The 23,694-nt window shown below is 66.1% G+C and carries 22 protein-coding genes; 16 read left to right on the top strand and 6 right to left on the bottom strand.

The annotated features are described in order from the left end of the window. On the bottom strand, nt 1–640 hold a 640-nt coding region (locus IRZ12_RS04810), incomplete at its 3' end, for a phospholipid-binding protein MlaC (protein WP_296464899.1). Nucleotides 641–862: 222 nt separating this feature from the next. Here IRZ12_RS04810 and IRZ12_RS04805 point away from each other — a divergent pair. Beyond that, a complete protein-coding gene (locus IRZ12_RS04805; protein ID WP_296464896.1) occupies nt 863–2,722 on the top strand; it encodes a S9 family peptidase in 1,860 nt (619 codons plus the stop codon). Nucleotides 2,723–2,778: 56 nt separating this feature from the next. Here the strand turns inward: IRZ12_RS04805 and IRZ12_RS04800 are convergent, their stop codons facing one another. After that, nucleotides 2,779–3,858 (bottom strand): VWA domain-containing protein, encoded by a 1,080-nt coding sequence (locus tag IRZ12_RS04800; RefSeq protein ID WP_296464893.1) that lies wholly within the window; start codon nt 3,856–3,858, stop codon nt 2,779–2,781. Nucleotides 3,859–4,127: 269 nt separating this feature from the next. Between IRZ12_RS04800 and IRZ12_RS04795 the strand changes: the two genes are divergently transcribed. From IRZ12_RS04795 to IRZ12_RS04775, 5 genes are all read left to right on the top strand, one after another. Further along, nucleotides 4,128–5,141 (top strand): trypsin-like peptidase domain-containing protein, encoded by a 1,014-nt coding sequence (locus tag IRZ12_RS04795; RefSeq protein ID WP_296464888.1) that lies wholly within the window; start codon nt 4,128–4,130, stop codon nt 5,139–5,141. Nucleotides 5,142–5,163: 22 nt separating this feature from the next. Beyond that, a complete protein-coding gene (locus tag IRZ12_RS04790; protein ID WP_296464883.1) occupies nt 5,164–6,177 on the top strand; it encodes a MoxR family ATPase in 1,014 nt (337 codons plus the stop codon). Next, entirely contained in the window at nt 6,155–7,150 is a 996-nt protein-coding gene (locus tag IRZ12_RS04785; protein WP_296464880.1) for a DUF58 domain-containing protein, read from the top strand. The genes IRZ12_RS04790 and IRZ12_RS04785 overlap by 23 nt, the downstream gene beginning before the upstream one ends. 15 nt (nt 7,151–7,165) lie before the next feature. Continuing rightward, nucleotides 7,166–8,221, top strand: a complete 1,056-nt coding sequence (locus tag IRZ12_RS04780) for a VWA domain-containing protein (RefSeq protein ID WP_296464878.1) — start codon at nt 7,166–7,168, stop codon at nt 8,219–8,221. Between the two features lie 88 nt (nt 8,222–8,309). Then, the gene (locus IRZ12_RS04775) at nt 8,310–8,639 is read left to right on the top strand and encodes a tetratricopeptide repeat protein (protein ID WP_296464875.1); all 330 of its coding nucleotides are present in this window, start codon (nt 8,310–8,312) and stop codon (nt 8,637–8,639) included. A gap of 48 nt (nt 8,640–8,687) precedes the next feature. Here IRZ12_RS04775 and IRZ12_RS04770 read toward each other — a convergent pair whose 3' ends face one another. Continuing rightward, entirely contained in the window at nt 8,688–9,497 is an 810-nt protein-coding gene (locus tag IRZ12_RS04770; protein WP_296464872.1) for a DUF72 domain-containing protein, read from the bottom strand. 386 nt (nt 9,498–9,883) lie between these two features. Between IRZ12_RS04770 and IRZ12_RS04765 the strand changes: the two genes are divergently transcribed. Further along, on the top strand, nt 9,884–10,168 hold the full coding sequence (locus IRZ12_RS04765) for a SelT/SelW/SelH family protein (RefSeq protein ID WP_296464869.1): 285 nt from the start codon (nt 9,884–9,886) through the stop codon (nt 10,166–10,168). A gap of 46 nt (nt 10,169–10,214) precedes the next feature. Here the strand turns inward: IRZ12_RS04765 and IRZ12_RS04760 are convergent, their stop codons facing one another. Next, nucleotides 10,215–11,135 (bottom strand): YicC/YloC family endoribonuclease, encoded by a 921-nt coding sequence (locus IRZ12_RS04760; protein ID WP_296464865.1) that lies wholly within the window; start codon nt 11,133–11,135, stop codon nt 10,215–10,217. A gap of 200 nt (nt 11,136–11,335) precedes the next feature. Between IRZ12_RS04760 and rph the strand changes: the two genes are divergently transcribed. The 6 genes from rph (at nt 11,336) to ntrC (ending at nt 18,482) form a co-directional block, all read left to right on the top strand. Beyond that, nucleotides 11,336–12,091: a ribonuclease PH gene (rph, locus tag IRZ12_RS04755; RefSeq protein WP_296464863.1), complete on the top strand. Its 756-nt coding sequence runs from the start codon at nt 11,336–11,338 to the stop codon at nt 12,089–12,091. A gap of 29 nt (nt 12,092–12,120) precedes the next feature. After that, the gene (gene rdgB, locus IRZ12_RS04750) at nt 12,121–12,717 is read left to right on the top strand and encodes an RdgB/HAM1 family non-canonical purine NTP pyrophosphatase (RefSeq protein WP_296464860.1); all 597 of its coding nucleotides are present in this window, start codon (nt 12,121–12,123) and stop codon (nt 12,715–12,717) included. Further along, nucleotides 12,717–13,955, top strand: coding sequence for a radical SAM family heme chaperone HemW (gene hemW / locus IRZ12_RS04745; RefSeq protein WP_296464857.1), 1,239 nt, complete (start codon nt 12,717–12,719; stop codon nt 13,953–13,955). The genes rdgB and hemW overlap by 1 nt, the downstream gene beginning before the upstream one ends. A 385-nt stretch (nt 13,956–14,340) precedes the next feature. Further along, the gene (gene glnA, locus IRZ12_RS04740) at nt 14,341–15,753 is read left to right on the top strand and encodes a type I glutamate--ammonia ligase (protein WP_296464854.1); all 1,413 of its coding nucleotides are present in this window, start codon (nt 14,341–14,343) and stop codon (nt 15,751–15,753) included. Nucleotides 15,754–15,816: 63 nt separating this feature from the next. After that, the gene (gene glnL / locus IRZ12_RS04735) at nt 15,817–16,905 is read left to right on the top strand and encodes a nitrogen regulation protein NR(II) (protein WP_296464851.1); all 1,089 of its coding nucleotides are present in this window, start codon (nt 15,817–15,819) and stop codon (nt 16,903–16,905) included. 59 nt (nt 16,906–16,964) lie between these two features. After that, a complete protein-coding gene (ntrC, locus tag IRZ12_RS04730; protein WP_296464848.1) occupies nt 16,965–18,482 on the top strand; it encodes a nitrogen regulation protein NR(I) in 1,518 nt (505 codons plus the stop codon). 39 nt (nt 18,483–18,521) lie between these two features. On the opposite strand, the gene IRZ12_RS04725 is transcribed toward ntrC, so the two are convergent. Continuing rightward, on the bottom strand, nt 18,522–19,433 hold the full coding sequence (locus IRZ12_RS04725; RefSeq protein WP_296464846.1) for a ZIP family metal transporter: 912 nt from the start codon (nt 19,431–19,433) through the stop codon (nt 18,522–18,524). Nucleotides 19,434–19,522: 89 nt separating this feature from the next. Then, nucleotides 19,523–20,812, bottom strand: a complete 1,290-nt coding sequence (locus IRZ12_RS04720) for an adenosylmethionine--8-amino-7-oxononanoate transaminase (RefSeq protein WP_296464843.1) — start codon at nt 20,810–20,812, stop codon at nt 19,523–19,525. 98 nt (nt 20,813–20,910) lie between these two features. Here IRZ12_RS04720 and IRZ12_RS04715 point away from each other — a divergent pair, with 98 nt between their 5' ends. The 3 genes from IRZ12_RS04715 to IRZ12_RS04705 all read left to right on the top strand — a co-directional run. Then, nucleotides 20,911–22,086, top strand: a complete 1,176-nt coding sequence (locus tag IRZ12_RS04715; protein ID WP_296464905.1) for an 8-amino-7-oxononanoate synthase — start codon at nt 20,911–20,913, stop codon at nt 22,084–22,086. Further along, nucleotides 22,083–22,781, top strand: a complete 699-nt coding sequence (locus IRZ12_RS04710; protein ID WP_296464841.1) for an alpha/beta hydrolase — start codon at nt 22,083–22,085, stop codon at nt 22,779–22,781. The genes IRZ12_RS04715 and IRZ12_RS04710 overlap by 4 nt, the downstream gene beginning before the upstream one ends. Further along, nucleotides 22,778–23,694: methyltransferase domain-containing protein (locus tag IRZ12_RS04705; protein ID WP_296464902.1), on the top strand; the 917-nt coding region annotated here is incomplete at its 3' end. The genes IRZ12_RS04710 and IRZ12_RS04705, both read left to right, overlap by 4 nt.

Below are 23,694 nucleotides of genomic sequence, written 5' to 3'. Positions count from 1 at the left end.
CGATGATGGCGTCCACGCCACCCTGGGAGCCGATCGTAGAAAATTGATTGCGGTAGTTCTGGATGAACCAGACTCCCAATACGTTCAGGTCGTAGATTTTCCATCCCTGGTCAGTCTTCTCCAGCCGGTAGTCGACAGGGATCGGGTCGCGCTGGCCATCCGTGACGGCAGTGCGCACGACGACGTCCGTGGCGCCCGGTTCCGCCCGGAATGGGCGCATTTCGACGCGCGCCTGGGGCGTAATGGTCGCAATCGCGCCGCCGTAAGTACGCACCAGCATGTTCCGGAACTCCTTGACCAGGGCCGTGCGTTGTTCGGGCGAAGCGTTGCGCCAATAGCGGCCAACCGCGAGCCGGGTGGTTTTCTCGAAATTCACATAGGGCAGGATCAGCTCGTCGATGGCCTGGTTGATCTTTTCCGGCGAACCGCTTTTCAGTTCTTGGTCCTTGCGGATCCGCTCGAGCACGTTGTCCGCGGCCTTCTTGATCAGGACGTCCGGCCGGTCGTCCTGGGCGGGCGCCTGGGCCCGGACCTGGCCGCCGGCGAATATGGCCAGGGCGAGGACGAACAGCCAACCGAGCCACAAGGGAAGGAGGCGGGGACGAGCGAGGGTATGCGAAGCGGGGCGCGGATCTGGCATGGTTTCTCCTGAGCGGACGACGATCGTCGCCATTCTGGTTGGGCCTGGCGACAACGGGAACCGCGCTCGGCCCCGCCCGTCATCCATTCATGCATTGGAGCCCATATTCCGGCGCGATGTTCCGGAGGACTGAAACAGAATGCTGCGAGGAGGCCGCCGCCGAAAGCGTCCTTGCCCGTGATATGTTCGGAATCCTACCACCCACTTCCTGCGGACCGCGCCATGACATCGACCTCTACCCCGGCCATCCCGCTCGTCAAGCGCTACGACGTCCGGGATTTCTTTCGCAAGCCGGAGCGCTCCGCCTACCGCATTTCTCCCGACGGCAGGCACCTCGCCTTTCTGGCGCCTTTCCAGGGCCGGCAGAATGTCCACGTGCAGGCGCTGGGCGAGGACGGAGCGCCCGTCGGGCCGGCACGCGCCTTGACAGAGGAAACCGAACGCGACGTGCGCGGGTATTTCTGGAAAGGGCCGGCCCACATCCTGTATGCCAAAGACTTCGGCGGTGACGAGAACTTCCACCTGCTCTCGGTGCCCATAGACGGCAGCTCGGCGCCGACGGACCTTACCCCGTACGAAGGCGTGCGCGCCGACGTCGTGGACGAGCTGGTCGACGACGACGCCCATGTGCTGGTTTCGCACAACCAGCGCGACAAGCAGGTATTCGACGTGTTCCGGGTGAATGTCGCCACGGGCGAGGCGCAGCTCATTGCGCAGAACCCCGGCAACATCACGGGCTGGGCCACGGATCACGACGGCAGGTTGCGGCTCGCCATCGCGACCGATGGCGTCAACAACACATTGCTGTACCGCGATAGCGAGGCCGAGGACTTCCGGCCCATCCTGACCACGGACTTCAAGGAAACCGTCGCACCGCTGTTTTTCACCTTTGACAACCGGCGGATTTACGTCAGCTCCAATCGGGGGCGTGACAAGGCAGCATTGTTCGAGTTCGATCCGCACACGGCCCGCGAGGGCACATTGATCTTCGAACATCCCGAGGTCGATGTGCCGGGCCTGGCCTATTCGCATCGCCGCAAGGTGCTGACCGAAATCGACTATGTCACCTGGAAGCCGCAGCGGCGGGTGGTCGATCCGGTGATGGCCGAGATCTATGCCGACCTGGCTTCCCGCCTGCCGGGCTACGAAGTCGCCCTGCAGAGCGCGACCCGGGATGAAACCCGCTTCGTCGTCGCTGCATACAACGACCGCACCCAGGGCGCCCGTTATCTGTACGACGCCGTGTCGCGCAAGCTCACCAAGCTCGGAGATATCCAGCCTTGGCTGCTCGAGCGCGACATGGCCCCGATGAAGCCTATCCGGTATACGGCGCGGGACGGGCTCAAGATCGACGGCTATCTCACGCTCCCGGTAGGGGTGACGCCCCGCAACCTGCCCGTGATCGTCCATCCGCACGGCGGGCCGTGGGTGCGTGACGTTTGGGGCTACAACCCCGAAGTCCAATTCCTGGCGAACCGGGGCTACGCCGTATTGCAGATGAACTTCCGGGGTTCGACGGGGTACGGGCGCAAGTTTTGGGAGGCGTCGTTCAAGCAGTGGGGCAGGGCCATGCAGGACGACATCACCGACGCAGTCGAGTGGCTAAAGCGCGAGGGCATCGCCGATCCGGCTCGCATCGCCATTTACGGCGCGAGCTATGGCGGCTATGCCGTCCTGGCGGGCATCGCCTTTACTCCCGACCTGTACGCGGCCGCCGTCGATTACGTCGGCGTGTCCAATCTCTTTACGTTCATGAACACTATCCCGCCTTACTGGAAGCCGTTCCTCGATTCCATGCACGAGATGGTCGGCCATCCCGGGCGCGACGAGCAGCTGCTGCGCGAGAGCTCGCCGGTGTTTTTCGTGGACAGGATCAAGACACCCCTATTCGTGGCGCAAGGCGCGAAGGATCCTCGGGTGAACAAGGACGAGAGCGACCAGATCGTCGCCGCGTTGCGCGCGCGCGGGGTTGACGTCGAATACATGGTCAAGGAGAACGAAGGGCATGGTTTCCACAATGAGGAAAACCAGTTCGAGTTCTATGCAGCCATGGAGGCGTTCCTCCGCAAGCACCTGGGGTGAGGCGAAAGTCGGCGCAGCCTGGACGCAAGCCCGGCGCGTCCAGGCCGTGTGCGCGGCTAGGCGCGGCTGCGCTGGAACCACAGCATCGACAATACGCACGCAAGGGTCAGCAGCAATACCGCCGCTGCGCTGAGCAGCGCGCTGAGCTCGGTTTCCTTGCGCTCCATGGTGAACTTGGCGTTCAGGTTCCGGTACACGGAACTTAGGTCGGCCTCGGAGCTGGCGAGGAAATATTCCCCGCCCGTCATTTGGGCAATGGCGCGCAGCGTCGGTTCATCGAGCCGCGCGAAGAATGACCAGCCCTCGTCGCCAATGGGGGCGCCGCGCTGCGTCCCAAATCCCACGGTATAGACGCGCACCCCGCGCTCGGCCGCCATGCGGGCGGCGTCTAGCGGGTCCGGGCCCGTCGTGCGCCGCCCGTCGCTCAGGAGGATGATGGTGCCGGCGGTATACGAACCAGGGAGGACGGGCTGCGCCATTTTTTCCTTTTGTTTCTTTTTCGCCTCTTCCGCCGCCAGCGCCTGGTCCAACGGCAAGGGACGCCGGCCGGCGCGCACGGACGGCGTTTGGAAGATGACCGATTCCAGGTCTATGCCATCGTTGGGAAACAGCATGGAGAGCGCGAGGATCAGGCCGCTGCCGGTGGCGGTTGCACGCTGCAGCTGGAAGCGGTCGATGGCCTCGATCATGTCTTGCCGGTTGTCGGTCGGTGTTTGCACGACGGCGGCCGTGCCGGCGAAAGAAACGATGCCGAGCCGTACGTTGGATGGTAGCTCCGCAATGAAGCGCTTGGCCGCCATCTGGGCAGCCGCGAGCCGGTTGGGGGCGATGTCGGCCGCCTGCATGCTGCGCGATACATCGACCGCCAGCACGACGGTCAACGTATCCGAGGGCAGGGTGATGGTCGCGGTGGGGCGGGCGCAGGCGAGCAGTGCCGCCGAGGTCGCCAGCAGGAATAGCAGCGGCGGGATGTGGCGCCGCAGTCGCTGGCCGGCTCCGATCGCGGCTTTGGGAAGGCTCAAGCTGGCGTAGCGTATGGCCGTCTTCTTGCGGCGCGCCAGCACGTACAGGTAGAGGGCTACGAGCAGGGGGATGAGGAGCTGCAGCCAAAGAAGATCTGGCCAGAGAAACCGCATGAGTGCTCCTTGGCGCGCGGAAAGTACAACGGCACGGGCGTCTTTGCACCGGCGTCTTTAGTATGCCCATGAACCCTCGCGACGGTAAAGGTACTCGCGCATGGAGGCCGTTTAAGTGTTACCTTATTTTCGCCGGGCTCGTTGGGTGAACCGAGCGCGCCTGCGGCTGTCTGCCAGGAAGGGACCAGTTCTCCACGGGGGCGGGCAGGGCGGCACAGGGCTTGCTGCGCAGCCGCATTCCGTGAGACATGCCAAGCGGGAAGGTAGTGATGAAACGGGTTGCCTTATATAGCAGGACCCCCCGGCCGCGGCCGGCAGCGGCTGAAACGGATGCCGCGGCTGCCCCCCCCCGGCCGAGCCGCACCCGGCGCCTTTGGCGCTGGCTCGGACGCAGGCGAGATGCCTTATATGGCCTGGCCTTGCTCGTCCTGGCGGGCGGCCTCGTTTTCGTTTTGTTGCAACCGCAACCCACGCCGCTGACGCAGGAACACATCGACGCGGCCGTCCTGCACACCCTCGAACACAAAGACCTCCCATCGCGTACGGCCAGGGCCGCCGAAGCCGTGAGGCAGTCGGTGGTGCGCATCCAGGGCTTTGCCGACGACGAAGGCAAGGCGGAGGAAGAGGCGCCCAAGGTTGCCCAGGGGCCCCGGGGCGGAACGAAGCCCAAGCCCGGCGGGAAATCCAAGGAGAAGGAGCGGGAAAAGCCGGCAGGCAAGGACGACGGCGGAAACGCACCCAAGCAGGAAGGGAGTGTCGGCTCCGGCGTGGTCGTCGTCGACACGGGCGTGATCCTCACCAATTTCCACGTCGTGGCCGGGGCCAAGCGCCTGAAAGTTACCTTTTTCGACGGTTATCAGTCCGATGCCGAGGTCGTGGCCATCCAGCCCGAGAAAGATCTCGCCGTCATCAAGGCCAAGTCGATTCCCGACGACCTGCCGGCGGCAACCCTCGGGTCCAGCCTGGACTTGGCGCCGGGCGACGAGGTGGTTGCGGTCGGATTTCCGTTCGGCATCGGTCCGTCAGTCTCCGCCGGCGTGGTGTCGGGCTTGAACCGAGAGTTCGTCTCTGCGGAGGGCAAACACGTGCTTACGCGGTTGATCCAGTTCGATGCCGCGGCCAATCCCGGGAACTCCGGCGGTCCGCTCGTGAACATGCGCGGTGAGGTCGTGGGGATCGTCACTGCCATCCTCAATCCGACGAATGCGGGCACCTTTGTCGGCATCGGTTTTGCTACCACCATTGAAAGCGCCGGCAGCGCCGTTGGCATGCCACCCTTCTGATCACCGAGACAGGACCGAACCCATGAGCGACAACACCATGAGCGCCATAGACAGTGCAAACCTGATGGAGCGCGTGCTTTACGAAGTCAAGCGAGTCGTGGTGGGGCAGGACCATTTCCTCGAGCGGGTCCTGGTTGCCATCCTCGCCCAGGGACACTTGCTCGTGGAAGGTGTGCCGGGCCTGGCCAAGACGCTGACGGTCAATACCCTGGCCAAGACCATACGCGGCACCTTCAAGCGCATCCAGTTCACGCCGGACCTGCTGCCTGCCGATTTGGTCGGCACGCGCATGTATAACCAGCGCACTGGGGATTTTTCCACGGTGCTGGGCCCGGTCTTCGCCAATTTGCTGCTGGCCGATGAAATCAATCGGGCACCGGCCAAGGTGCAGAGTGCCTTGCTCGAGGTCATGCAGGAGCGCCAGGTCACCATCGCCGGCGAGACGCACAAAGTGCCGTCGCCGTTCTTGGTGATGGCCACGCAGAACCCGATCGAAACCGAAGGGACCTATCCCTTGCCGGAAGCGCAGGTCGATCGCTTCATGATGAAAGTGATCGTGGGGTATCCCAGCGAGGAGGAGGAATTCGTGATCGTCGACCGGGTGACCGGGCCCCCGGTCGACGTGCAGCCGGTCGCGGTGACCGAACAGCTGGTGCAGCTCCAGAAGGAGTGCCGCAAGGTGTACGTCGATCCCGGCCTGGTGCAATTTGCGGTCAAGGTCGTCGCCGCCACGCGCCGGCCGGAGGCTTACGGGCTGGCGGACCTCTCTCGCTACCTGACCTTCGGCGCGAGCCCCCGGGCCACGATCGCCTTGATCGAGGGCGCGCGGGCCTTGGCGTTCCTGCGGGGCCGGCACTACGCGCTGCCGGAGGATGTCATCGACCTCGTGCCGGATGTCTTGCGGCATCGGCTGGTGTTGTCGTACGAGGCGCTCTCGGATGGCCTCGGCGCCGACCAGGTCATCACGCGCATTTTGCAAACCTTGCCGGCCCCGGAACGGCCATTGGAGACCCATGTTCGGGTTGCGGCGGTTTAGCAAGCCGGCCGGCCGGCCGGCCAACGACGCGGCAGCGTCTCCGGATCCGCTCAGGATCGATGCGGAGGAGCTGCTGCGCCGGCTCGAATGGACGGTCATCCGGCGCCTCGATGGCGCCCTCCAGGGCGATTACCGGACGCTTTTCCGCGGCTTCGGGCTTGACCTGGCCGATTTGCGCGAATACCAGCCGGGCGACGACGTTCGTCACATCGATTGGAACGTGACGGCCCGGTTGCAGACGCCCCACGTGCGGGAGTTCCAGGAAGACCGCGAAGTATCGGCCTGGTTCGTGCTCGATTTGTCGGGGTCGGTGGATTTCGGTTCCGGTGCCGTGCGCAAGCGGGCGGTGCTGACGGGCTTCGTCGGCGTGCTCGCCCGGTTGCTGACGCGCTACGGCAATCGCGTGGGCGCGGTGCTGTACGCGGGCAACGCGAGCAGCGCGATCCCAGCCCGGTCCGGACGCCGCCACGTGCTGCATGTCTTGCAGAAGGTGGGCGAGACGCGCGCGGACGGCCGCTCCGGCGAAACCAAGCTGGGCGAGCTCCTCGAGCGGGCGCAGGCGGCCATCGGGCGTCGATCCGTGGTGTTCGTCGTTTCGGACTTCATCAGCGCCCCGGGATGGGAGCGGCCGTTGGGCGTCTTGGCCCAGCGCCACGAAGTCGTTGCGGTCCGGCTCTACGACCCGCTCGAGCAAAGCATGCCGGACTTGGGGCTGGTCGTCTTGCAGGATGCCGAAACCGGCGAACAGTTGTTCGTCGATACGCACGATCCAGGCTTCCGTAAGCGTTTCGCGGCGGAAGCAGACAAGCGCGAAGCCGCGCTGCGCAAGGCACTGGCCGAAGCGGGCGTGGACTGCCTGGAGCTGGCCACCGACGATCGGCTGGACGAAGCCTTGTTGCACTTTACCCGGTTGCGGCGTCGACGCAGCCAGCTCGTGGGCGGCTTGAGCGGCATTTGGGCGCGGGACATCTAGACCGGGGCGCATGTCATGGTGAATCTTCCTGCCTTGAGCTTCCTTTGGCCCACCATGCTCTGGCTGCTGGTGCTTGTGCCGTTGCTGGGGCTGGCTTATTGGCGGTTGGACAGACGACGCCGCAGCGTCGCGGCGCGGTATCCGGCCCTGGACATGATCGGCCTCGGCAGGCGTCCTTCGGTGGTGCGCCGGTGGCTTCCTCCGTGCCTGCTCCTGCTCGGCCTGGCCGCGATGATCGTCGCGATGGCCCGCCCCCAGGCCCTGATGATGCTGCCTTCGCGGATCGAAACCGTGGTGCTGGCCATGGACATGTCCGGCAGCATGCGCGCGGATGACATCAAGCCCTCGCGAATTTACGCTGCCCAGCAGGCGGCCAAGGAGTTCGTCGAGCGCCAACCCGCCAACGTCAACATTGCCGTCGTGGCCATCGCCGGAGCGGCGGCCGTGGTGCAGTCTCCGACCCGCAAACGGGAAGACGTGATCGCGGCCATCGAACGGTTAGAACCGCAGCGGGGTACGGCCTTGGGCAGCGGCCTGATCATCGCCCTGGCGACCTTGCTGCCCAATGCCGGCATCGACGTCGAGCGTTTCCTCGAGGGCGGGAGCATCCGCAAGCCGCCGGCTTCGCCGGACCTGGCCGCAGCGGGCCAGGCTGAGTCCGCCGTACCGGGTTCCTATGCCGCCGGGGCGGTCGTGCTGCTTTCCGACGGCCAAAACAATACCGGTCCGGACGCCATCAAGGCGGCCGAAGTCGCGGCCGGCTACGGCGTGCGCATCTTCACCGTGGGCATCGGCACGCCGGAAGGGACGACCCTGACCGCGGACGGTTGGTCTGCACGCGTGCGGCTGGACGAAGAGGTGCTCAAGAACGTGGCAGACATGACCGGCGCCCAGTACTTCCGGGCCGAGGACGCCAGCGAACTCAAGCAGATCTATCGTTCGCTGAGCGCGCGGCTGGCGTTCGACAAGCGAGACGTGGTGGAAATCACGGCGCTGTTCACGGCCCTGGGCGCATTGCTGGCGGTATGCTCGGGACTGCTTTCGCTTTGGTGGTACGGGCGGGTGCAGTAACGTTGGGAGAGCGGTCCCGGCAGGGATCGCCTTATTTGGCGCGCCCGGGCCGCCTGGCCGCAGTGAGGGGCCGCCGTCGAGGCCAGTCATGGACAAGGACAATTTTCTGAAGCTGATCGCCGCGGGCCGCGATAGTGCGCTGCTGCGGTTTACCTTGGGCAACCTGTACCTGGAAGAGGGCGACGCCGCGGCGGCCGCGGAACACCTGGAGCGCGCGGTGGCGTTGGACGCAAGCTATGCCGCCGCATGGAAGCAATTGGGCAAGGCACGTCACGCGCTGGGCCGCGACGACGAGGCCCGGGATGCCTGGCGCCGCGGCATCGAGGCGGCCACCGCCAAAGGCCATGTGCAGGCTGCCAAGGAAATGCAAGTACACCTGCGGCGGCTCGACAAATCCCGAGGCGAGGGGCGCCCATGAACGGGCTGCGCAACGCGATTCGGAGAAGACGGACCGCGGCGCCGGATTTCAGGAAAGCCGTTCCATCAATGCCATGGCGGCCGCCGGCGCCTTGGGCTTGAACCCGTTGATCATATAGATGAACACGTCGCGTTGCTTGGGTGGCCGGGGCAGGGGGGCAGCTAGCCTGCGGGCACCATCCGGTTCTTTGCCCGCGGCCCAGGCGCGGGCGCGAGCCGCCCAGGCATCGAGTTCCGCTGGCGCGTAGCCTAACTCAAGGCTTTCTTGCGCGGATTGCAGCCGGACGTATACGAACGGGGCGGTCACGTCATGCAACTGCGGCGTGCCGGCCTTGTCGGCGATCACGGCCGCCACGCCATAGCGCCTCAGCAAGTCGATGAATTCCGGGGTGGCGAAGCTCTCGTGCCGGACCTCTACCGCGTGGCGCAGGGCGTGCCCCTCATATTCGCTCGGCAGGAGCGCGAGAAAGGCGTCGAAGTCGTCGGGGTCGAATGTCTTGGTGGGAGGGAGTTGCCAGTTGATGGGGCCCAGTTTTCCTTTGAGTTCGACAATGCCGCTGGCCAGGAATTTTTCGATCGAGGGCCCCGCTTCGGCAAGCACGCGGCGATTCGTGGCAAACCGTGGGCCCTTCAGGGCGAACACGAAATCTTCCGGCGTTTCGTCGCGCCAGCGGGCAAAGCTGGCCGGCTTCTGCGTGCCGTAATACGTGCCGTTGATTTCTATGGAGGTGAGGCGGCGGCTCGCATACTGCAGCTCCCGGCTCTGGGCGAGCCCGGGCGGATAGAAGGAGCCGCGCCACGGCTCGAATACCCAGCCTCCTATGCCTACGCGCACGCGGGATGTCGTTGAACGGGTCATGCCCCTCTCCACGAAACGTGGTCGCTCTACAATGCCGGCGTTCGTGACTGCCCGTGTGTCGGCCATGCCTTTGGATTCGGAACAGCTCGCCGCCTTTCGCGGTCTCGCCTCAGACTTGGATCGCATTGATGCAGCGGCTTACGCCGCCGCTGGGCGGGATCGACTCTCGCCTATTCTAGGCCTGGGCGGGCGTTCTGGCAGCGGGAGGACAAATACGAGCGCAGCCTGGCCACATCATTGCAGGTGGACGGCGCGCAACGCACGGTCCACCTGCACCCGCTGCCTCATCCTTCACCGGCGAACGCCCGGTGGAAAGCCCAGTTCCCGAGCTTGCTGAAGGCGAGGCTCGAGGCGCTGCTGCCCGTTGCCTAACGGAGAATTCGTCCATGCCTGCCGGCTCCCGACCTACCATCGCGATTACCTATTGCACCCAGTGCCAATGGCTGTTGCGCGCCGCGTGGATGGCGCAGGAGCTGTTGTCTACGTTTGGCACCGACCTTGGCCGGGTCGCGTTGGAGCCCGCTACGGGCGGGGTTTTCCAGATCCGCTACGATGGAGACCTCATCTGGGACCGCAAGGCGGATGGCGGATTTCCGGATGCCAAGACATTGAAGCAGCGCGTGCGCGACCGGCTGGATCCCGGCCGCGACCTGGGGCACGTCGACCGTTAGCCCAGGCCCGGAAAAGATCCCGCGGGCGCTGCATTGTGTTCACGCCTTACTCGATATTCTGCGCCTGCTCCCGCATCTGCTCGATCAGGAGCTTCAGGTCCATGGCCGCGCGGGTGACTTCCAGCCCGCCTGCTTTCGATCCCAAGGTGTTGGCCTCGCGGTTCATTTCCTGGAATAGGAAGTCCAGCCGCTTGCCGGCACTGCCTTTGTCGGCCTTCTTGCCCGTGCCGCCTTTGCCCAGCAGCTGCTTGAGCTCGGCCAGGTGGGAGTGTAGGCGGGACAGCTCTTCGGCCACGTCGATGCGCAGGCCGAACAGGGTGGCTTCATGCGCCAGGCGCTCCGACAATTCTTCGCCGCGAATGTGCTGGAACCCGCCCGGGAAGGCCGCTTCGATCGTGTCGCGCAGCTTGCGCGCCAGCCGTTCGCGGTATTCCTGCACCAATTGGGGCATCCGCTGTTCGACCTCGGCGACGATGGCTGCCACGGACTCGGCGCGGTCGGCGATCATGGCCGCAAGCCGCTCCCCTTCGCGGTCCCGCGCCGCCTGCATTTGCGCCAGCGCTTCCGAGGCAGCGCGCAGGGCGGCCTCGCGCCAGGTGTCCTCCGATTCTTCGGCGGCCTGGACGCCCGGCCAGGCGAGCAACTCGGCCAGGCGGGGCGGCTGTGCCTCCGGAAAAACTGCCTGCACCTTGCGGAACAGCGAAGCCGCCTGTTCCAGCGCGGCGACGTTGATGGAGTCCGGGTCGGCCACGACTCGCCGCTGGATGGTTGCGCGTACTTCGATCTTGCCGCGGGCCACGGCGTTGGTTAGGAGTTCGCGCAGCGAGGTTTCGAGCGTGCGCAGCTCGTCCGGCATGCGGAAATGCAGGTCGAGGAAGCGACTGTTGACGCTGCGCAGTTCGATGGAGATGGAACCGTGGTCGGTATCGGCGCGAGCGGCGCCGAAGGCGGTCATGCTACGGATCATGGGGAAGGCCTGTGAGAGCGTGGGCGGAGCCGACATGCACGGCGACGCGGCCGGGCGTGGGTCGGCACGAACTCGCATGATAAAACGGGCGAGGGGTCTTGGGGGTTGCTCGTACAATGTCTGGATCCGCCGGCAGCGCCCCTGGCGCTGTCGCATCGAGTCCGGCTCCGGCCGACTCGCCCATCGATCTGGAGTGTTTCATGAGTGTTGTTCCCCCTTCGTTCGCCCGGCCGTCCGGCCGCGACCCGGCCTCGCTTCGCCCGGTCACCCTGCAGCGCGGATATACGCGTTACGCCGAAGGGTCGGTGCTGGTTGCGTTCGGCAACACGCAGGTGATTTGTACGGCCAGCGTCGAAGATAAGGTGCCGGCCTTTCTCAAGGGAACGGGGCAGGGGTGGGTCACGGCTGAGTACGGCATGTTGCCGCGCGCCACCCACACCCGGGGCAGCCGTGAAGCGGCCAAGGGCAAGCAAAGCGGGCGTACCCAAGAAATCCAGCGCCTGATCGGGCGCAGCCTGCGTGCCGTGTTCGACCTGGGCAAGCTCGGCGAGCGCACGTTGCACCTGGATTGCGACGTCATCCAGGCCGACGGCGGCACGCGTACCGCCAGCATCACCGGCGCGTTCGTCGCGGCCAGCGATGCTGTGGCGCTGTTGATGGCGCGCGGCGAACTCGAGGCGTCTCCCATCCGCGATCACGTTGCAGCCGTGTCCGTCGGCATTTATGCGGGGCAGCCGGTGCTGGACCTGGACTATGCCGAGGATTCTCAGTGCGAGACCGACATGAACGTGGTGATGACGGGTAGCGGTGCCTACGTCGAGGTCCAGGGCACGGCCGAGGGCGCGCCGTTTTCACGCAAAGAGATGGACGCGCTGCTCCAGCTGGCCGAGACGGGCATCGCCGAATTGGTGCGCTTGCAGCGTGAGGCGCTGGCGCAACCGTATCCCGGGCGCTGAAGCATAGGCTGGATGCGGAGCGCAAACCCATGAAAAAATTGGTCCTGGCTTCCAACAACGCGGGGAAACTGCGTGAGTTTTCGGCGCTGTTGGCGCCGCGCGGCTTCGAACTCGTGCCGCAGGGCGTCCTGGGGGTGCCCGAGGCCGAAGAGCCCCACGTCACGTTCATCGAGAATGCCCTGGCCAAGGCGCGGCATGCCAGCCGGCTGACGGGGCTGCCCGCGCTGGCCGATGACTCAGGCGTCTGCGTGATGGCGCTGGGCGGCGAACCCGGCGTGTATTCGGCGCGCTACGCCGAGCGTAACGGCGGGGAGAAATCCGATGCCGCGAACAATGCGCTGGTGGTCGAAAGGCTGCGCGGCGCGACGGACCGCCGGGCCTATTACTATGCCGCGCTGGTGCTGACGCGCTCGGCGGACGACCCGCAACCGCTCATCGGCGAAGGCCTGTGGTGGGGCGAGATCATCGAGGCGCCCCGCGGCAATGGCGGGTTCGGGTACGACCCGTATTTTTTCCTGCCCGCCCTCGGCCGAACCGCGGCCGAGCTCACGCCTGAGGAAAAAAATCGCTTGAGCCATCGCGCCCAGGCGCTGCAGGCCTTGATGGGCAAGCTCGACGCGCTGTGATGACCAGGTCCATTCCCATCCGGCCGGCCGGGCAGGGCGCTACGCCGACGAAGGCGCCCGTGCCGGTTTCGCCGGGGCCCAGCCTACTGACGAGTTTGCCGCCTTTGTCGGTCTACGTTCACGTACCATGGTGCGTGCGCAAATGCCCTTATTGCGATTTCAACTCGCATGCAGCGCCCCAAGACCTGCCTGAAGAGCGTTATCTGGCGGCGCTGACGGCAGATCTTGACCAGAGCCTGCCCCAGGTATGGGGGCGCAAGGTGGTTTCGGTTTTCATCGGCGGCGGCACGCCAAGCCTGTTGTCGGCCAAGACGGTAGATGCCATGCTGTCGCTGTTGCGTTCGCGCTTGCAACTGCTGCCCGATGCCGAGATCACGATGGAGGCCAACCCCGGCACCGTCGAAGCGGCGCGGTTCGCCGACTACGCCGCGAGCGGCGTGAACCGCATTTCGCTGGGCATACAGAGCTTCGACGACGGCAGTCTTCGGGCGCTCGGGCGTATCCACGACGGGCTGGCAGCCCGGCAGGCCATTGCTGTCGCCCAGCGTCACGTGGAACGGGTGAATCTCGACCTGATGTTTGCCTTGCCTGGCCAAACCGTCGAAGCGTGCATGCAGGACGTGGAGACGGCGCTAGCCTTCGGCACCGAGCATTTGTCCATCTACCACCTGACGCTTGAGCCGAACACGGTGTTCGCCAAATACCCGCCGGCGCTTCCCGACGACGACACGGCATTCGAGATGCAGGATCGCATCGAGGAGCGGCTGGCCGCCGCCGGCTACGACCATTACGAGGTGTCTGCCTATGCCAAGCCGGGAGGGCGCTGCAGGCACAACCTGAATTACTGGGAGTTCGGGGACTATCTGGGCATCGGACCGGGCGCTCACGGAAAGTTGTCTTTCCATGACCGGATCCTCCGCGAGGCGAGGGTGCGCAATCCGCAGTCGTGGATGGACGCGCTGCTCGAGCCGGCACAGGGGAGTTCCCACCTCGCGGAGTCCCGGGAGGTGAGTCCGGATGACCTGCCGTTCGAGTTCATGCTCAATGCGCTGAGGCTGACCGACGGGGTTCCCACCGCCAGTTTCTCCGAACGCACGGGGCTGAACCTAGCCGCAATCGCCAAGCCGCTCGCACGTGCCGTCGAACAGGGACTGCTGGACGAGGATCCGACCCGTCTTCGCGCCACGCCGCTGGGACGCCGCTTCCTCAACGATCTGCAAAGCCTTTTTCTCGGTTGAGTCCGGGCCCCGCAATGGGGGCGCATGCGGCGCGCTCGCTCGCGATTGACCAGACTTGGGCGTGCTGCGCTATTAAACGGCACGCTTGCACCCAAGTGGTGCGAAATAGACATTTATTGACGAAATGCCCCAAGTTGGTGATTTATTCGTCGTATGATGCACCGTAAGCGTGCGTCCGGGGTACTGGCCTAAGCGTGCCCCCGGCGGAGAATGCCAGGGCCCCTTGTAAACTTGCGCATCACGCCGGTGGCGCCCGCACTGGCACGGAAACTGCTTTTACTCAGGCGCAACCTATTAGCCCAGCTCCGGCCGGGCGGTATGCATGTCGAGAACGCTGCACCCCCGGAGGAGCCGGGGGCGATTACGAGACTTATCAGGAGCCCTAATGGCAACGCCTAAAGACGTCCTCAAGATGATTGCGGACAACGAAGTCAAATTCGTTGATTACCGTTTCACGGATACCCGCGGCAAGGAGCAGCACGTAACCGTGCCCGCCAGCGTCGTGGACGAAGACAAGTTCGAATCGGGCCACGCCTTCGATGGCTCTTCGATCGCCGGCTGGAAAGGCATCGAGGCTTCGGACATGCTGTTGATGCCGGATGCCGGCACGGCCCGCCTGGATCCGTTCCGCGAAGAATCGACCCTGATTCTGACGTGCGACGTGATCGAGCCTTCCGACATGAAGGGCTATGACCGCGATCCCCGCTCCCTGGCCAAGCGTGCCGAGGCCTACCTGAAGTCGTCCGGCCTGGGGGACACCGCCTACTTCGGCCCTGAGCCCGAGTTCTTCGTGTTCGACGGCGTGACCTGGAACGTCGATATGTCGGGCTGCTTCGTCAAGATCAAGTCCGAAGAAGCCTCGTGGTCCACGGGCATCGAGTACGAAGGCGGCAACCTGGCGCACCGTCCGGCAGTCAAGGGCGGCTACTTCCCGGTTCCCCCGACCGACTCCTTCCAGGACCTGCGTTCCGAAATGTGCCTGTTGCTCGAGCAGCAAGGCGTGCCGGTCGAAGTGCACCACCATGAAGTGGCGGGCGCCGGCCAAATGGAAATCGGCACCAAGTTCGCGACGCTGGTGCAGCGCGCCGACTGGAACCAGATCCTGAAGTACACCGTGTGGAACGTTGCGGCCGCCTACGGCAAGACCGCCACGTTCATGCCCAAGCCCGTGGTCGGCGACAACGGTTCCGGCATGCACGTTCACCAGTCTGTCTGGAAGGACGGCCAGAACCTGTTCGCCGGCAACGGCTACGGCGGCCTGTCCGAGTTCGCGCTGTACTACATCGGGGGCATCATCAAGCACGCCCGCGCGCTGAACGCCATCACCAACCCGGGCACTAACTCGTACAAGCGCCTGGTTCCGCACTTCGAGGCACCGGTGAAGCTGGCCTACTCCGCCCGCAACCGCTCGGCTTCGATCCGGATCCCGTACGTTGCCAATCCGAAGGCGCGCCGCATCGAAACGCGCTTCCCGGATCCCCTGGCCAACCCGTACCTGGCGTTCTCGGCCCTGCTGATGGCTGGCCTGGACGGCGTCATGAACAAGATCCATCCCGGCGATCCCGCGGACAAGAACCTGTACGACCTGCCGCCTGAAGAGGACGCGAAGATCCCGACCGTCTGCTCGTCCCTCGACCAGGCCCTGGAAGCGCTCGACAAGGATCGCGAGTTCCTGACCCGCGGTGGCGTGTTCAGCAACTCCATGATCGACGCCTACATCGAGCTGAAGATGGAAGAAGTCACGCGCTTCCGTGCGACGACCCATCCGCTCGAGTTCGACCTGTACTACGGTCTCTGATCCAGGCTGGATCTGTCGTCAGCAAGGAGAAACGGGGCGCGCGATCGCCCCGTTTTCATTGGTATGGACCATAAGCCACTCGATCCGCTGTCCCGTAGCACCGATGCCTTCGCGGCGTTCGAGCTGTTGTCTAGCGCCATTCTCGTCATCGATGACGATGGCCTGATCCGTTACGCCAACGCGCCCGCCGAGGACTTGTTCGAAGTTTCCGTGCGGCAGCTGTACGCGGTGCGGGTCTGCGACCTGTTCCGGGATGGCGAGCAGTTGCACCAGTCCCTGGAAGAGGCGAAGGCGCAGCAGTTCGCCGCCAAGCGCCAGATCTTGGAGATCGATCGCCTGGGAAGGGAACCGACCCAGGTGTCGGCCACCGTCGTGACGCTGTATGGGCAGCCCTGGCCAGCCCTGATCGAACTGCGCGAGATCGAGCAGCAGCTGAAGGTGGACCGGGAAGAGCGCTTGCTGGAACAGGCACAGGCCAATCGCGAGCTGTTGCGCAACCTGGCGCACGAGATCAAGAACCCGTTGGGCGGGCTGCGCGGGGCGGCGCAACTGTTGGAGGCCGAGCTGTCGGAACCGGCGCTCATCGAGTACACCCAGGTCATCATCCAGGAGGCCGACCGGCTGCAAACCCTGGTGGATCGACTGCTGGCGCCCCACAGGGCGCCGCGCATCGTGGGCGACGTCAACATCCACGAGGTGTGCGAGCGCGTTCGCTCCCTGGTGCTGGCAGAGTACCCGACTGGGCTCAAGATCGTGCGCGATTACGACGCCGCCATCCCGGAGTTCCGGGGCGACAAGGCGCAACTGATCCAGGCCGTGCTGAACATCGTGCGCAATGCCGCAGAGGCCTTGTCCGAGCGCATCGCGGCCGGCGATGCCGAGATCACGTTGCGCACTCGCGTGGCGCGCCAGGTGACTTTGGCCAAGCAGCGTTTCAAGCTGGCATTGGAATTGCATGTGATAGACAACGGCCCGGGCATTCCCCCTGAATTGCTGGACCGGATCTTCCACCCACTGGTGTCAGGACGTGAAGGCGGCAGCGGATTGGGATTGACCTTGGCGCAGACATTCGTGCAGCAGCACGAGGGAGTGATCGAATGCGAGAGCCGACCTGGCTTCACCGATTTCCGGTTGCTGCTGCCCCTGCCTTGATTGGCCGAATTGATGAAGTGAATGGAGTATCTTTTGCCAGCGTTCCTAGGAAAGCAGCGATGAAACCAATCTGGATCGTAGATGACGACCGTTCGATCCGCTGGGTGCTCGAGAAAGCCTTGGCGCGCGAGAATTTGCCTACCCGCAGTTTCGGAACGGCGCGCGAGGCCCTGGATGCGCTGGGCGAGGACGTGCCTCAAGTCCTGGTCACCGACATCCGGATGCCGGGGGCGGGCGGCATCGAACTGCTGCAGGCGGTCAAACGTCGCTTTCCCGCCTTGCCGGTCATCGTGATGACCGCCTATTCGGATCTCGAAAGCGCCGTGTCCGCCTTCCAAGGGGGGGCGTTCGAATATCTGCCCAAGCCGTTCGACGTCGACACCGCCACGGAATTGATCCGGCGCGCCGTCGAGGAAAGCCTGCGCGAGGAAGCCTCCGCCGAGGAAACGCTGGTAGGAACGCCCGAGATCCTCGGCCAGGCGCCCGCCATGCAAGAGGTTTTCCGTGCGATCGGGCGGCTGTCGCAGTCTCAGGTGACCGTCATGATCACCGGGGAGTCGGGCAGCGGCAAAGAGTTGGTGGCGCGGGCACTGCATCGCCACAGTGCCCGGGCTTCCGGCCCTTTCGTTGCCATCAATACCGCCGCCATTCCGCGTGACCTGCTGGAGTCGGAACTGTTCGGGCATGAACGCGGCGCCTTTACGGGTGCGCAAAGCATGCGGCGAGGGCGGTTCGAGCAGGCCGACGGCGGCACGCTATTCCTCGATGAGATCGGAGACATGCCCGCCGAGTTGCAGACCCGCCTGCTGCGCGTATTGTCGGACGGCAGTTTTTATCGCGTGGGCGGCCATAGCCCCGTACATGCCAACGTGCGGGTCATCGCAGCCACTCACCAGCCGCTGGAGGAGCGCGTCAAGCAAGGGCTGTTTCGCGAGGATTTGTTCCACCGGCTCAATGTCATTCGCCTCAGGCTGCCTCCCTTGCGCGAGCGCGCCGAAGACATCCCGCTTCTCGCGCGTCATTTCCTTGCGCGCAGCGCGCGGGACCTGGGCGTCGAGCCCAAGCGCCTGACCCCGGCGGCGTTGGCGGCACTGTCGCGCTTTCCCTTCCCGGGCAACGTGCGCCAGCTGGAGAATATCTGCCATTGGCTTACCGTCATGGCGCCGGCCCAAACGGTCGACGTGCAGGATTTGCCTTCGGAACTGTTGGAGAAGATCCAGCAGGACAGTCACGCGGCGGCCGCGAGCGAAGTCGCGGCGGCAGACGTTGCGGCCAGCGTGGGCGAGCGCACCGCGACGACGTCGTCCCCCTCCGATGCGAGCGCGCGCGGCGCGGTGGCCGTCGGTGACCGCACCAGCCAATGGCTGGCCGGGCTGCAAAGTGATGTCGAGCAGCGCTTGCAGCGCGGCGAGCCGGACATCATGCAAACCCTGACTCGCCAATTCGAGAGCACGCTGATCACGACCGCGCTGCGGGCGACGCGGGGGCGCCGGATCGAGGCGGCGGTCAAGCTCGGCATAGGTCGCAATACCATCACGCGCAAGATCCAGGACCTTGGGCTCGAGGACGACGACTGAAGCGTCGGCCGGGTGTGGACGGCGGCGTCTGCGCCCGGCTCAGCCCAGTGCGGTATCCAGCAGCATCATGATGACGAAGCCCACCATCAGGCCGCAGGTGGCGAAGACCTCGTGACCTTTGCGATGAGATTCGGGGATGATCTCATGGCTGATGACGAACAACATGGCCCCCGCGGCGAACCCCAGTCCCCAGGGCAGCAATGCGGCGGAAAAGCCGACGATGGCCGATCCGATCACCGCCGCCAGGGGCTCCACCAGGCCGCTGGCAATGCCTAGCGCGACCGCCGTCAGACGACGGTAGCCGATGCTGACCAGTGCCACGGCGACGACGAGCCCCTCGGGAATGTCCTGGATCGATATGCCCGTGGTCAGCGCCGCGGCACGCAGCGCGTCTGTCCCTGCAAAGGCCACGCCTATCGCCAGCCCTTCGGGCAAGTTGTGCAGCGCGATCGCAAAGATGAACATCCAGGTCCGGCGGATGCGTACTGCCGAGTGCTTGGGAGTGCCTTCCACGCCCTTGATGAAGTGCTCGTGCGGCAGGTAGCGCTCCATGGCCAGCAGCATCGCCGCGCCCAGCAGGATGGCGGCTCCCACGGTGAGCCCCGCTCCCCACGGACCGGCCCCCTGGGCCTTGGCCGCCGCCAGCCCGGGCACCACCAGGGAGAAACCGCTGGCGGCCAGCATGACGCCGGCGCCGAAGCCGAACAAGGTGTCCTGCATGCGGTCGGAAAGCCGCTGGGCGAACAGCACCGGGAGCGTACCCATGGCGGTCGCGCCGGCCGCCATGGAACCGCCGATCAGCGCTTCCTGCACGTGCGACTGGCCGTCCCACAGCGCGGCGATCATGCCATGCGCGAGGACCAGCAAGCCCCCCAGCGCGATGAGGCCGCCAAGCAGCTTGCGCAACATGCTGCCCAGCGTAGGGCTCGTGGGATCGCTATGCGTGGTCATCCGGCATCCGTATCGGCTTGGAAGGCAGGACTGCGGGTTCGTCTCCCTATAGTAGTCATTTTGCGGCGCCGGGACCGCATGGGCGTGTGTTACCGATCATGAGGCGTGGCGCCGAGGCCGCTTACCACGCGCGTCACGGCAGCAAGCAGGAAGGCCAGGTCATCCTGGCCGATGGTGAAGGCCGGGGTCAGATACACGATGTTGCCGAACGGCCGCACCCAGACGCCGGCCTCGACCAGCCGCGCCCGCAAGGCATCGCGGTCGAAGGCGCCTTCGAGCTCGACCGCGCCGATGGCGCCCAGCACGCGCACGTCGCGCACCCAGGGTAGATCGCGGCACGGCGCAAGGCCCGCTTCCAGCGCGCGGGACAAGGCGGCCACCTGCTGCAGGCGCGGCTCGTGTTCGAACAGGTCCAGCGAGGCATTGGCGGCGGCGCAGGCTAGGGCGTTGCCCATGAAGGTCGGGCCGTGCATCAGGGCGTGGCCGGGATCGTCGGACCAGAAACCGTCGAACACGCGCTGGCTGGCGACGGTGGCGGCAAGCGGCAGCGTGCCGCCGGTCAGAGCCTTGGACAGCGTGATGATGTCGGGCCTCGCGCCGGCCTGTTCGAACGCGAACATCGTGCCGGTGCGGCCGAAGCCGGTGAAGATCTCGTCGTAGATCAGCAGCAGGCCGTGCCGGTCCGCCAGCCTGCGCAACCGGGCCAGCACCGCGGGCGGGTGCATCAGCATGCCGCCGGCGCCCTGGACCAGCGGCTCGACCAGGATGCCGGCCAACTCGTGGGCGTGCTGGCGCAATAGGGATTCCAGCTCGGCTTCCGAGGCGTCGTCGCGCGGCAGCGGCGCGATCACGTGCTGGGTCAGGAGCCCGCGGAACAGGCTGTGCATGCCGTCCACCGGGTCGCAGACCGCCATGGTGCCGAAGGTATCCCCATGGTAGCCGCCGCGGAAGGCCAGGAAGCGCGAGCGCTGGCGGTCGCCGCGGTTGAGCCAGAACTGCACGGCCATCTTCATCGCCACCTCGACCGCCACCGAGCCCGAGTCCGTATAGAACACACGATCGAAGCCGGGGCCCAGCAGGGCGCACAGGCGCTGCGCCAGCCGCGCCGCGGGTTCGTGGGTAAGGCCGCCGAACATCACGTGCGGCATCGCATCGAGCTGCGCACGCACGGCCTGCGCGATGGCCGGATGGTTGTAGCCGTGGCAGGCGGTCCACCACGAGGCCACGCCGTCCACCAGGCTGCGGCCGTCGGCCAGTTCGATGCGGCTGCCATGCGTGCGCACGACGGGCAGCGGCGGCGCGGCGGTTTTCATCTGGGCATAGGGCAGCCATACATGGCGGGCGCCGTCGGCGGCCCAGGCGGGGGAGGAGAAAGTCATGATCGTCCTGCGCCGGCACGCGGGGGGTGCGGACCTGGCGTTCCACTATAATGGCCCCCATTCTACGGTGCGGGCGCCTGGTGCGCACCGCCACGCTCATGTCGATACTCGATTCACTGCTTGCCCAAGAACTCGACCGCGCGGAACAGCGCCAGATGCGGCGGCGTCTGCGTACCGCCGACTGCGCGCGCGATGGACGCCTGTTGTTCGAGGGCAGGGAAGTGATCGATTTCTCCAGCAACGATTACCTTGGCCTGGCCCGCCATCCGGCGCTGGCCGAACGCGTGGCCGACTGGACGGCGCGCTACGGTGCGGGGGCGCGTGCATCGCGCCTGGTGTCGGGCAATCTCGCGTTGCACGAATCGATCGAAGCCAAGCTGGCGCGCTTCAAGGGCACGGAGGCGGCGCTGCTGTTCGCGTCGGGCTGGCAGGCCAACGCCGCCGTGTTGCCCGCGCTGCTGCGCGCGGCCTCCGGACAGGGCGAGCCCATGGTGTTCTGCGACCGCCTGAACCATGCCAGCCTGCACCACGGCTGCCAGGCGGCCGGCGTGCGCCAGATCCGCTATCGCCACAACGACCTGGATCACCTCGATTCGCTGCTGGCCGAACGCGTCGGCAAGCCGGGCCTGCGCCTCGTCGTCACCGAGAGCGTGTTCAGCATGGACGGCGACCGCACCGACGTGGCCGCATTGTGCGAACTGGCCGAGCGCCACGGCGCCTTCGTGTACCTGGACGAGGCCCATGCCACGGGCGTGCTCGGCCCCGGGGGCGCCGGGCTGGCGAGCCTGGGCCGCGGGCGGGTGGACCTGGCCATGGGCACGTTCAGCAAGGCCATGGGCAGCTTCGGGGCCTATGTGGCAGGGTCGCGGCAACTGTGCGATTACCTGCTCAATGCCTGCTCGGGATTCATCTACACCACCGCGCTGCCGCCGCCGGTGCTCGCCGCGATCGACGCCGCGCTCGATCTCGTCCCCGGCATGGACGCCGAACGGCAACGGCTGGCGCGACTGGGGAACGTACTGCGCAGGGCATTGGCGACGCTGGGCATCGGCACCGGCGCTTCGTCCACCCAGATCGTGCCCGCCATCGTCGGCGACGCCGGCGAGGCGCTCGCCCTGAGCGACCGCTTGCGGTCGCATGACCTGCTCGCGGTGGCGATCCGTCCGCCCACCGTGCCGGCCGGCACCAGCCGCCTGCGCATCGCGCTGAGCGCGGCGCATGGCGAGGAGGATGTCGTCCGGCTGATCGATGCCGTGGCGGAGGCGAGGGCATGACGGCGTCCGACGGCCGTGTCGCCATGGGACGACCCCTGCCGCTGGTGCTGCTGCACGGCTGGGGCTTCGACGCGTCGGTGTGGGATTCCGTGCGCGAGCTGCTCGCCGACTGGCCGATCCATGTGGTGGATGCGGGATACTTCGGCCACCCGTCGATGCCGTGCCTGCCGGAGAGCTATGTGGCCGTGGGCCACTCGCTCGGCTCCATGCGCTGCCTTGCGGAAACGGGCCCGGGATGCCGGGGGTGGGTGCTGATCAACGGTTTCGCGCGCTTTTCGGCGGCCGCGGATTTTCCCGAAGGGGTCCCCGTGCGCGTGATCGACCGCATGCTGATGCGCCTAGCCGCCGATCCGGCTGCCGTGGTGGACGATTTTCGCAAGCGTTGCGGCGCACCCGCGCAAGCGCCGGCGAGCGGCCTCGATGGCGCGGCGCTCGCAGAGGACCTGCGACGCCTGCGCGACGAGGACGCGCGGGGCGCTTGGACGGCCCGGCAGGTGCCGGCCTGCGTGCTGGCCGGCGAGGCCGATCCCGTGGTCGCGCCGACGATGACGCGGGCATCGTTCGGCGAGGACGTCGGCTGGTGCGCCGGCGGCGGCCATTTGCTGCCGCTCACGCACGCCGCATGGTGCGCCGCGCGGATACGGGCGTTCGCCAACGCATTGGCCGGCTCCAGCGCGGGGGTGGCATCGGCATGACCCGGGAGCGGGAGTCCCAAGGGGCCATTGCCAGGCGCTTCGATGCCGCGGCCGGCCGTTACGCTAGTCATGCGGCCCTGCAACGCGAGGTGGCCGAAGAACTGGCCACCCGCATCGCACGCCTGTCGCTGCCACCACGGCCCCGCATCCTGGAGATCGGCTGCGGCACCGGATTCCTCAGCGCGGCGTTGGCGCGACGACTCGGGCCGGCGCAATGGACCTTGACCGACATTTCGCCGCAAATGCTGGAAACGGCGCGCCGCGAGCTCGTCTTGCCGGGGGAGAGCCGCTTTCGGGTCATGGACGGAGAATTCCCCGACATGGGCTTGGGGAGGTTCGATCTCGTCTGTTCGAGCATGGCGGTGCAATGGTTCGGCGATCTCGATGCCGGACTGGCGCGCATGGGAAGGCTGCTGGACGAGGGAGGATGGATGGCCGTCGCGACCCTGGCGGCCGATACTTTCGTCGAATGGCGTGCGGCCCACGCGCAGCACGGCCTGGACGCCGCGGTGCGGACCTATCCCCAGCCCGGGCGCATAGGCGTGTCGCTGCCAGGTTTGCGCCGCTCGATGGCGTCCGAATTGCGGGTGCAGCGGCATCGAAACGGCATCGAGTTCCTGCGCGGCCTCAAGGCGATCGGCGCCGATGCGCCGGCACCGGGCCACCGGCCTTTGCCGCCCGCCGCGCTCAAACGAATACTGGGTACTTTCGACAGGCAGGGGGCAAGCGTGACCTACCATGTGGCTTATGGAACCTGGAACAAGGGCGCCACGCCGCGCGGCGTGTTCGTGACCGGCACCGACACCGGCATCGGCAAGACGCTGGTATCGGCCGTGCTGGCGCGCGCCTGGAACGCAGACTATTGGAAGCCGCTGCAGACCGGCGTGGCGACCGAACCGGACGACACCGGTAC

Origin of the sequence: Pigmentiphaga sp., assembly GCF_019689535.1 — a bacterium.
GTDB lineage: Bacteria > Pseudomonadota > Gammaproteobacteria > Burkholderiales > Burkholderiaceae_B > Pigmentiphaga.
The sequence above is the reverse complement of the archived record's forward strand: the minus strand, read 5'-3'. Positions and strand labels throughout refer to the sequence as shown.